7 protein-coding genes are annotated in these 10,156 nt (G+C 72.2%); 5 read left to right on the top strand and 2 right to left on the bottom strand.

Annotation, left to right across the window (positions count from 1 at the left end):
• The first annotated feature begins 293 nt into the window (after nt 1-293).
• The 3 genes from MTO91_RS16675 (at nt 294) to MTO91_RS16665 (ending at nt 4,090) form a co-directional block, all read left to right on the top strand.
• Nucleotides 294-761 (top strand): hypothetical protein, encoded by a 468-nt coding sequence (locus tag MTO91_RS16675; protein ID WP_476651797.1) that lies wholly within the window; start codon nt 294-296, stop codon nt 759-761.
• A 50-nt stretch (nt 762-811) separates the two neighbouring features.
• Nucleotides 812-2,923 (top strand): DEAD/DEAH box helicase, encoded by a 2,112-nt coding sequence (locus tag MTO91_RS16670; RefSeq protein ID WP_476651796.1) that lies wholly within the window; start codon nt 812-814, stop codon nt 2,921-2,923.
• A 429-nt stretch (nt 2,924-3,352) separates the two neighbouring features.
• Nucleotides 3,353-4,090 carry a dienelactone hydrolase family protein gene (locus MTO91_RS16665; protein WP_476651795.1) on the top strand — a complete coding sequence of 246 codons (738 nt, stop codon included), beginning with the start codon at nt 3,353-3,355 and terminating at the stop codon, nt 4,088-4,090.
• 8 nt (nt 4,091-4,098) lie between these two features.
• On the opposite strand, the gene MTO91_RS16660 is transcribed toward MTO91_RS16665, so the two are convergent.
• The gene (locus MTO91_RS16660) at nt 4,099-5,022 is read right to left on the bottom strand and encodes an alpha/beta fold hydrolase (RefSeq protein WP_476651794.1); all 924 of its coding nucleotides are present in this window, start codon (nt 5,020-5,022) and stop codon (nt 4,099-4,101) included.
• Between the two features lie 98 nt (nt 5,023-5,120).
• Nucleotides 5,121-6,071 carry an SDR family oxidoreductase gene (locus tag MTO91_RS16655; RefSeq protein ID WP_476651792.1) on the bottom strand — a complete coding sequence of 317 codons (951 nt, stop codon included), beginning with the start codon at nt 6,069-6,071 and terminating at the stop codon, nt 5,121-5,123.
• A gap of 334 nt (nt 6,072-6,405) precedes the next feature.
• On the opposite strand from MTO91_RS16655, the gene MTO91_RS16650 reads away from it, so the two are divergent.
• Nucleotides 6,406-7,716 carry a dienelactone hydrolase family protein gene (locus MTO91_RS16650; protein ID WP_405416586.1) on the top strand — a complete coding sequence of 437 codons (1,311 nt, stop codon included), beginning with the start codon at nt 6,406-6,408 and terminating at the stop codon, nt 7,714-7,716.
• A gap of 775 nt (nt 7,717-8,491) precedes the next feature.
• Complete coding sequence (locus tag MTO91_RS16645; RefSeq protein WP_476651791.1) at nt 8,492-10,102, top strand: peptide ABC transporter substrate-binding protein; 1,611 nt, start codon at nt 8,492-8,494, stop codon at nt 10,100-10,102.
• Nucleotides 10,103-10,156 lie beyond the last annotated feature (54 nt).

Here is a 10,156-nt window from a genome sequence, read left to right as displayed (position 1 = left end):
AGCGGAATGACTTCTCCAGCTACGGCCCGAATTCTGGATGGATGGGGGGAAGCGGACATCATTGTGGGGCGAAGAACAGAACTACCCGGGGGTACTGCAAGAGGCCGGTGGTGGAGTCCTGGGATCGGTGCTACCAGCACCAGAACGCATGGTCGTGGGGAGTCGGCCGGTACCGGACGTGGCAGGCCGATCGGCGGCGTCAGCGGGCGGCCGTCGCTCGCATTCCTCGACCGCGGGAGCCCGCGCCGACCGGTCGGCTGACGGAGCGGCAGAAGGCCGAGATCGCGCGGTCCGTGCTCACTGTCGGCTGGCGGCGGACGGTCGCGGATCAGCTCGCAACGGCGCTGAACGACGACGTGTGGCGGTCCGCCCCGCGGTGGCGGGTCGGCCGAGTCGACTGCTCGGTCCTGGCCGAGCTGGCGGACGAGGTGGACGAGGCGAAGAAGGCCGTCCACGACGCCGTCGGCAAGGTCGCGGCCCGAGTGGCGCAACGCCTGGGCCGCGGCTCGCTCGAACAGGAGATCCTGGCCGCTTTCGCTCGCCGCATTCCGCTCCTCGGGGACGAACAGGCGGACGCGGTCGTCCACGGGCTGAGGGTGACGGGGGTTTTCGTGTGCTTGGTGGGGAACGGTGAAGTCCTCTCCTGCCCGTGCTTTCAGGCGTTGGCGAAGGACCGTACGAAAGAGGAGCTCACCGAGCTGCTGGAGCGGCGGCTCGACGAGATCGTGGCCGAGTACCGAACCCGGTGGCAGCAGCCATGACCCGACCTCTGCGAAGATCGAAGGATCGGTGATCGTCTGAGGGGGAGCTGATGGCGGACGCTCAGGCCACGGTGGCGGCCGCTCGCGACCTGGTCTCGCGCGGCACTGCCCTGCTCGGCCGGGCCGAAGAACTTCGCGCTCGCGCCTCACACCAGTTGGACGCCCTGAAGGCGGACGAGGTGCAGCGGCGGCTGCACGCCATGCCGGTGTCCGCGCTCAAGGAGGCGGCCGGCCGGGGCGTCCGATGGGCCGCGATCGAGCAGGCCGGCCTGCGCAGCGTCGCCGACGTGCAGAACACGCGCCGGCTCGTCGGGGTGCCCGGTGTGGGGGAGCGGTCCGCGGAGCAGGTGACGCGTGCGGCGCGGGCCGCGGCGGTCGCGGTCCGGGGTGAGACCCGGTTCCGATTCGATCCCGACCGGGCCACGCGGGCGCAGGCTGAGCTCCTGGCCACGCTCGCCGCGTTGAAGGCCGCCGAGGAGGCGCAGACGCTCCGGCCGCACCTGGGTCGGCTGCTGGACCGCACCGAGCCGCTCGCCGACCAGGCCGCGTTGCTCGGCAGCTGGTGGAAGCGGAACCTGGCCGGGCGGCGGCGGCGCGCCGAGGCCCAGCGTGCACTCGACGACCTGGCGGGCCTCCTCGCCGAACCCTCGACGAGCGCGGTGGTTGCGGGCATCGCGGACCACGAGCAGCGTGTGGATCCGGGCGCCTACCGGCAGCAGCAGCTGTGGGCGGACTACGGGCGGGACGCCGCGGCCGTCAACGCGCTGCTGTCCACGATGGACGACCGCGTGGACGAGGAGTCGGCGCAGGGGTTCGTGCCGGACGAGCTGCGGCAGCGGATCGTCGCGGTGCCGCTGGACACCTCGCTCCTGCGTGCGACTCTGCGCGGCTACCAGCAGTTCGGCGCCCAGTACGCCCTGCATCAGCAGCGGTCGATGCTCGGTGACGAGATGGGCCTCGGCAAGACGCTGCAGGCCCTTGCGACGATGTGTCACCTCGCCGCGAACGGGCAGCGCCGGTTCCTGGTCGTCTGCCCGGCCAGCGTGCTGGTCAACTGGCTCAAGGAGACCGAGCGGTTCACGATGCTGTCCGCGCGCGTGCTGCACGGGCCCGAGCGGGAGGACGCGGGCGCCCGCTGGCTGCGAGACGGCGGGATCGGAGTGACGACGTTCGGCACCCTGGCCCGGCTGCCCGAGGCGGTGCGGGACGCCGAGACCGCCCTCCTCGTGGTCGACGAGGCGCACTACGCGAAGAACCCGGCCGCGGCACGTACCCAGTCGATCGCGGCCGCCGCAGGCCGCGCACAGCGCGCCCTGTTCCTCACCGGCACCCCGATGGAGAACCGGGTCGAGGAGTTCCGGGCGCTCGTCGGGCACCTGCAGCCGCGGCTCGCCGCACGGATCGACGCCCGGGACGCGCTCGCCGGCGCCACGGCCTTCCGTCGCGCAGTCGCGGACGTCTACCTCCGACGCAACCAGGACGACGTCCTCGACGAGCTTCCGGAGCGCATCGAGACCGAGGCGTGGGTGCAGCTGACCGGAGAGGACGCCGCGCGCTACCGGGCAGCGGTCGCCGCGGGCAACGTGATGGCGATGCGGCGGGCGGCGCTGGAGTCGGCCGACTCGGCGAAGCTGGAGCGGATCAAGGAGATCGTGTCCGAGGCAGCCGGGGACGGGATGAAGGTCCTCGTGTTCAGCACGTTCCTCTCAGTTCTGGACCTGCTGGCCCGGGAGCTGCCCGCGGTGTCCGGGCGCATCGACGGCTCGGTGGCGCCTGCAGCGCGCCAGGAGCTCGTCCAGGACTTCGCCGACCGCGCGGACCACGCCGTCCTGCTCAGCCAGATCGAGGCCGGCGGGGTGGGCCTGAACATCCAGGCCGCCTCCGTCGTCATCCTGGCGGAGCCGCACTGGAAGCCGAGCGTGGAGGAACAGGCGATCGCGCGCGCCCACCGCATGGGCCAGGTTCGGCCTGTCCAAGTGCACCGCATCCTGGCCAAGGACTCCATCGACGAGCGGATCGTCGAGATCCAGGAGGGCAAGACCCAGCTGTTCGACGCCTTCGCACGCCGCAGCGAGGCCAAGGAGCGCGACGCTCGCGCGATCGATCCCAGCTCAGTGGAACGGCAGGTCGTAGCCGCTGAGCGGGAGCGTCTGAGGCTTTAGGCGGTGACCGGCAGTCGTCCAGTCGACCAGGTCCGCCAAGCGAGCCTCCGCTTCATCGAGCGGGCGAGGCTGCTCAGTGTGGCCATCTCCGCAAGCGGACCTCCTTCAGGGGCGGGCGGCCGCCGAATGGGCATGCAGTACGCCCCGGAGTCCCCGTTCGACGCCGGTACCCCGGACACGGCGCCCCCGGAGGTGCTGGCGCGGGCCCGTCCCGGCGGCCGGGGGCCCGTCCGGCACCGGGGGCTGAACCGCGCCCGGTCGCGGAAACCCGCTGGCCGACCACCCGCGGCCCGCACTACCGTGCCCGCAGCCGTGCACCGAACCGAGGAGGTGGGACCCGTGACCGCAGCAGACAGCCGGGTGCTCCCCTCCGGGGACACAGCCGGGCGGTAGGTCGCCCGGGAGCGCCCTCTCCCGAAGGGCACGACCATGCGAATCCGCACCGAACAGCGCCACGACGACCTGGTCGAGACGGCGTTCTCCCTCGACGACGTCCCCGGCATCCTCTGGACGCCGACCACCCCGGCCGCCGCGACCACCCCGTCCCCGCTGGTCCTCCTCGGTCACCCCGGCGACCTGATCCGTATGTACCCCCGGCTGCTCGCCCGGGCCCGGTCCTGCGTGGCGGCCGGGTTCGCCGCGGCCACCCTCGAACTCCCGGGCGCCGGCGAGCGGCCCCGACGCGCCGAGGCCGACCGGGCCCGCGCCGACCTGCAACGCGCGGTACGGGCCGGTGAGCCGGTGCCCGACGACGTCGTCGACCGGCTCGTCCTCCCGCTGGTCGAGCAGGCGGCCCCGGAGTGGCGGGCCGCGCTGGACGCGCTGCTCGCCCGCCCGGACCTGTGCGGCCCGGTCGCCTGGTCGGGCGGGATCATCTCGCTCGGCGTCCGGATGGCCGTGATCGAGCCGCGCATCGCGGCCGCGGTCCTGTTCGCCGGCAGCTACGTGCCTCGCGCGATCGTCGAGGAGGCCCGGGCGGTCACCGTCCCGCTGCTGGTCCTGCTGCAGTGGGACGACGAGGGCAACGACCGGCAGCACGCCCTGGCCCTGTTCGACGCCCTCGGTAGTCGTGAGAAGACGCTGCACGCCAACACCGGCGGGCACACCGGCGTCCCCGCCTTCGAGGGCGACGACGCTGCCCGGTTCCTCGTCCGGCACCTGAGGTGAGCGAACAGTCAGCCGGCCCGGGGGAGACCCAGGATCCGGCGGCGCAGCGCGTCGCGGTCGCCCTCGGCCGGCGCCGTCCCGTCGACGAAGTCGTGCAGCAGCGACACGAACCGGTCCGGCTGCTCGGCGTGCGGGAAGTGCCCCGCACCGTCGAAGACCTCCAGCCGGCTGTCGGGCAGCCGGTCGTGTGCGGCGAGGGTGTGGGCGAGCGGGATGACCCGGTCGCGGTTCCCCCCGACCAGGAGCACGGGCACCTCCTCGAGCAGGTGCAGGCGCTGGGCCCCGTCGAGCCGCTGACCGGACGGCTCCAGCGCACCCCGCGCGGTCTGGACGAACGCGCCGCGGGTGCCGCGGTCGGCGAAGGTCTCCAGCGCGGTGTGCACACCGTCGATGTCCGAGCGCGGTGCGGCGCCGACCCGGTGGGCCAGCCGGTGCGCGGCGCGGCGCATCCACGGCGGGGTCAGCGACGCCGCCGAGCGGAGCACCAGCTCGGTGCCCGGCAGGCTCGCCGCGCGCAGCGCGAGGGTCAGGTCGTGGCCGAGGCCGCCGGAGGACACGAGCACGACCCGCTCGGTGAACTCGGGGAACTGGTGCGCGAACTGCATCGCGACGCCGCCGCCGAACGAGTGCCCGACGATCGTCGCCCGCTCGACGTCGAGCGCGGCCAACAGGTCCCGCAGCCCGGTCGCGTACCCGCCGAGGGAGTAGTCGCCGCTGCGCGGGGCCTCGCTGGCGCCGTGGCCGAGCAGATCCGGCGCGATCACGTGCAGCCCGCCGCCCAGCGCGTCGAACACCGGGGCCCAGGTGCGTGAGCTCGCGGCGAGACCGTGCACGAGCAGGACCGTCGGGCCCTCGCCGCGGCCGGTCTCGCGGTAGCTCACACGCTGTCCGTGCAGCAGGATCTCACGCTCCTGGGGGGACTGGTCCGCCACTGGGCACCTCCGTACGTCGACGTCTCCATGATCCCCTCAGGACGGGCCCCCGGCGGTGGGGCCCGCCGGTGTCCTGGAGGCGTCGGCGAGGGGGGCTGTCAGGGGGTGGCGGCGCCGTCGAACGACACCCCGGCCCGCTGCTGCGACAGGTCCCACACCCGGCGGGCGGCGTCGGCGTCGCGCAGCGGGCGGTAGAGCTCCTGCTCGGCGGGGGGCCCGCCCACCCGGCCCGGACCCTTCGGCCCGTAGAACACGGCGTGCCCGGCGTCCGGGGCGGTCGCGGCGAGCAGCGCGGGCAGCCCCGCCGAGTCGGCGGTCCCGACCAGCAGACCGGCCCGGGACAGCGCCCCGATCACCCGTCGCCCGGCGGACCGCCGTTCCCGGCCGAGATCGGGCCGGGCGTTCAGGAGGTTGGTCGGCGCGACGCCCGGGTGCGACAGGTTCGCGGTGATGCCCCAGCCCGCGGCGCGGCTGCGCCGGTCCAGCTCCAGGCCGAACAGCCCGAACGCGATCTTCGAGTGCCGGTAGGCGGCCATGCCGTCGTAGGACCGCTCGGAGTCCGGGTCGTCCCACAGGACCGTGCCGCGGGCCGCGGCGACGCTGATCTGGCAGACCACCCGGGCGCGGCCCTCGCGCAGCAGCGGCAGCAGGTGCGCGACGAGCGCGACGTGACCGAGGTGGTTGGTGCCGAACTGCAGCTCGAACCCGTCGGCGGTGCTGCGCCGCTCCGGCGGGGTCATCACACCGGCGTTGTTGATCAGCAGGTGGACGGGGCGTCCCTCCGCGCGCAGGGTCTCCCCGAGCGCGGCGACCGAGGACAGCGAGGACAGGTCGAGCTCGCGCAGCGAGACGGCGGCACCGGGGTGCCGGTCGCGGATCCGGTCGGCGGCGGCGGCGCCCTTCGCGGCGTTGCGGACGGGCAGCACGACCTCGGCACCGGCGGCGGCGAGCCGGTCGGCGATGCCGAGCCCGACGCCGTCGCTGCCGCCGGTGACGACGGCGCGGCGCCCGGTCAGGTCGGGGAGGGTGAGGTCAGGGGTGCGTGGCATGGGTCCAGCCTGGCCGGGTCGCGGCGCGGTAGCCACGGATCGTCGATCCGTGGTTGCGGGCGCGGCGCGCACGGTAGGACCGTCGGGGAGCCGCGGTCGCCGTCGGTGGCCGGGGACCCGCGCGACAGCACGCGGCGCCCCCCGACCGTTCGCAGCCGCGAACGTCGGCAGATCCCTCCCGGGGCGCCGCGCGGACCCGCGGTACCCCGTCGTCACCTGCGGCAACACCTGTGGCGACAGGAGTCACACGTTAGGTGTGTGATCATGTCCCCCGATCGACGTGATACCGGCAACGGCGGTTGCAGAGGGTCCCCGCCTCGGTAGCGTTCGGACCGTGTCCACTCCGATCAGCCCGCGCAGCCGTCGTCGCGTCCTGCACCCCGTCGCGAGGACGGCGACGTCGCTGTTCGTCGTCGGCGCGGTCGCCGCGGCCGGGTGCGTGGGTGCGGTGGGGGCCACGGCCACGCCGGTCGCACCCGCCGCCTACACGTCGGTCCCGGCGGCGGGCCTGTCCGTCGCGGCGACGGTGACCATCGACGGTACGCAGTACCCGAACCCGCTGCGCATGCTCGACGGCACCGGCGTCACCGACGTCGCCCAGTGGGAGGGGACCCGGCGCGCGGAGCTGCTGGCGGCGTTCCGCGAGAACGTCTACGGCCAGCCGCTGCCCAAGCCGACCAAGCAGACCTTCGACGTGCGGACCAGCGACGACGGCGACGTCACCCTCAAGAAGGTCACGATCGGCATCACCGGGCCGGAGGGCACCGGGAAGTTCACGCTGCGGCTGTTCGTCCCGAAGGGCCAGACCCCGCGCGGCACCTTCCTGATGATCGACCACCGGGGCTCGGTCTCCGACGACCCGGGGCAGTCCTCGGACTACGCACCGGTCTCGACGATCACGAAGGCCGGGTACGCCTTCGCCCAGATCGACGCCAACGACATCGCCCCGGACGACAGCGGCAGCTACCGCAGCAAGATGATCAACCTGTTCCACCCGTCCGGGAGCGACCTGCCCGACGACGCCGGCCGGGCCGTCGCCGCCTGGGCCTGGGGCGCGAGCCGGGCGATGGACTATCTCCAGACCGACAAGGACATCGACCCCTCGAAGGTCGCGGTCATCGGGCACTCCCGCAGCGGCAAGGCCGCGCTCTGGGCGGGCGCCCAGGACCCGCGCTTCGCCGCGGTCATCTCCAACAACTCGGGGTCGACCGGCGCGAAGCTCGCCCGCCGCGGCGACGGGGGAGTGGGTGCCGAGACGGTGTCGCGGGTCAACAGCTCCTTCCCGTACTGGTTCCCGAAGACCTACCAGGCCTACGGCAACAAGGTCGACGAGCTGCCCGTCGACCAGCACGAGCTGATGGGGCTGGTCGCGCCGCGCAAGCTGGTGATCGCCAGCGCCAGCGACGACTCCAACGCCGATCCCGAGGGCGAGTTCCTCGCCTACGAGGCGGCGAGCAAGATCTACGACCTCTACGGTCTCGGCGACAACGGACTGGGCACGACGGGCTGGAAGCCCGCCACCGACACGGCCTTCTCCGGGCCGGCGATGAGCTACCACCTGCGTTCCGGTGGGCACGGCCTCAAGGCGGCCGACTGGAACATCTATCTGAAGGGCGATCTGTTCACGCAGGCGTCGCCGCGCTGACCGCCCACGATTGGTACGGCCGTACTCGAATGACCGTTTCAGGCGATCTTCCTGAAATGCACACGTCGAGCGTTTGACGTCCCGGGGAAGTGTGCCGTCGTCCCCGGAGGCGGGGACGGTCGGGCCGCGATCCCGCGGTCCCGCAGGTGGAGCGCACGCCGGCGGCGTCCGTGCCCCAATTCCGATGCGGTTCCGGTCCCTTGTCCGGAATTGCCGGACAATGGGTCGGCGCGGTGCCGGAGTGGGTGTGCCGGGACTTGGGCGGTTACCGTCGTGATCGCGACGGCAATTCTGCGGAAAAGCCTTCGGGAATGGTGTGCGGAGGGCGGTTTCTCGCCCGGCGAGTGCTCCCGCGACGTGGGGAGCGGGTTCCACCTCGTGGGACGGCGCGCGTCTCGTCGTCCGGTGTCAGTGCCCCTGTGGCAGGTGCCGTCGCTGCTCACGGGCTCAGACTGACTGCCGGATGTGGCACTGGTCACACGACTGACCAGGTAATTGCGATGCGCAATGCAATGTTGCATAGCGGAAGAATGCACCGGAATGCGTCCGACCTGCGCCGATGTGTTTTCCGTGAGGATCGGGCCGGACGGGACGTCGCGATCCGATCACCGACCGTCGCGCGCAATTCCGTGTTGCTCGGTGCAATGGCGGCGGACGCAATGGATTCGTAACCGGAGAACCGCGATGCTGTGGTTACCGTGCGACCCACCACCGAACCGCACCGGCCGCCTGCACACCACGCGGGGAGCGGCCGTCCCGGACAGACAGGACTCTGATGCGATCACCTCGAGTCGCGGCGCTGCTCGCGCTCTCCCTGACCTCCGCGCTGGTGCTCAGCGCCTGTGGCGGCGGGGGAGGCGGCACCACGGGCGACGCCCAGGGCGCCCCCACGATCTCGGTCTACGGCACCGAGCCGGAGAACGCACTGCTGCCGGGCAACACCCGTGAGGTCGGCGGCAGCAAGATCCTCGACGCGCTGTGGTCCGGCCTGGTCGACTACAACCAGCAGGGCGAGCCGGAGAACAAGGTCGCCGAGTCCATCGAGTCGACCGACTCGCAGAACTGGACGATCCGCCTGAAGGAGGGCTGGACCTTCCACGACGGCACGCCCGTCACGGCGAAGAGCTTCGTCGACGCGTGGAACTACGTGGCCCTGAAGACCAACGCACAGTCCAGCTCGGAGTTCTTCTCCAACATCGCCGGGTTCGACCAGGTCAACCCGGACGAGGGTGAGCCCACGGCGCAGGCGATGTCGGGTCTGCAGGTCGTCGACGACCGTACCTTCACCGTCGCGCTGACCGCGCCGTCGCCGATCTTCGTGAACACCCTCGGCGACGTGGCGTTCTACCCGATGCCCGAGTCGTTCTTCGCCGACCCGGCCGCGTTCGAGGCGAACCCCGTCGGCAACGGCCCGTTCCGCTACGAGGCCCGCGTCCCCGACCAGAACGTCACCGTCACTCGCTACGAGCAGTGGGGCGGCGAGCAGCCGGTCTCCGTCGGCGGCGTCGAGTTCCGCTTCTACGCCGACAGCGAGGCCGCCTACCAGGACGTCGTCAGCGGCAACCTGGACTTCCTCGAGTCGATCCCGGGCTCGTTCCTGATCGACAACCTGTACCAGCAGGACCTGGCCGACCGGAACGGCAACCAGCCCTACGCCGGCATCAACACGATGACCTTCCCGATCTACGACCAGCGCTACGCCGACCCGCAGCTGCGGCAGGCGATCTCCATGGCCGTCGACCGGCAGGCGATCATCGACAACGTCTACAACGGACTCGTCCAGCCGGCCACCGGGTTCATCCCGGAGGGCGTGCCCGGCAAGGTCGACGACCAGTGCGGCGAGCTGTGCACCTTCTCCCCGGAGCGGGCCAAGCAGCAGTTCGACGCCTCCGGCTTCACCGGCCCGATCGAGCTGATCTCGAACGTCGACTCGGCGATCAACCGCGAGTGGATGCAGGCCGCCTGCGTCAGCATCAGCAACACCCTCGGCGTGCCCTGCAACTTCGTCCCGGTCCCGACCTTCTCGGAGTTCCTGGACCAGCGCCGGGCCGAGAACCTGACCGGGATCTTCCGCTCCGGCTGGGTCGCCTCGACCCCGACCATGGACTACGTCCTGCGCCCGCAGTACACGACGGGTGCGGCGAACAACAACAGCGGCTACACCAACCCGCGCTTCGACGCCCTGGTGAACCAGGGTTCGACCGCGGCCACCGCCGAGGAGGCCTACGCGCTGTGGGCCGAGGCCGAGCGCGTCCTCATCCAGGACATGCCGGCCGTCGCGATCAACGACCAGTCCGCGCAGTTCGGCTGGTCGCCGCGTCTGCAGAACGTCGAAATGACCTACGGCCGTGAGCTGGACCTGGAGACCGTGACCGTCCAGGAGTGACGCCGCCCCACCACCACACGCCGGCGGCCGGGTGACCACCCGGCCGCCGGTGCA

Source organism: Pseudonocardia sp. 2-7 (assembly GCF_056341085.1).
This window is presented reverse-complemented; position numbering and strand designations above follow the sequence as displayed.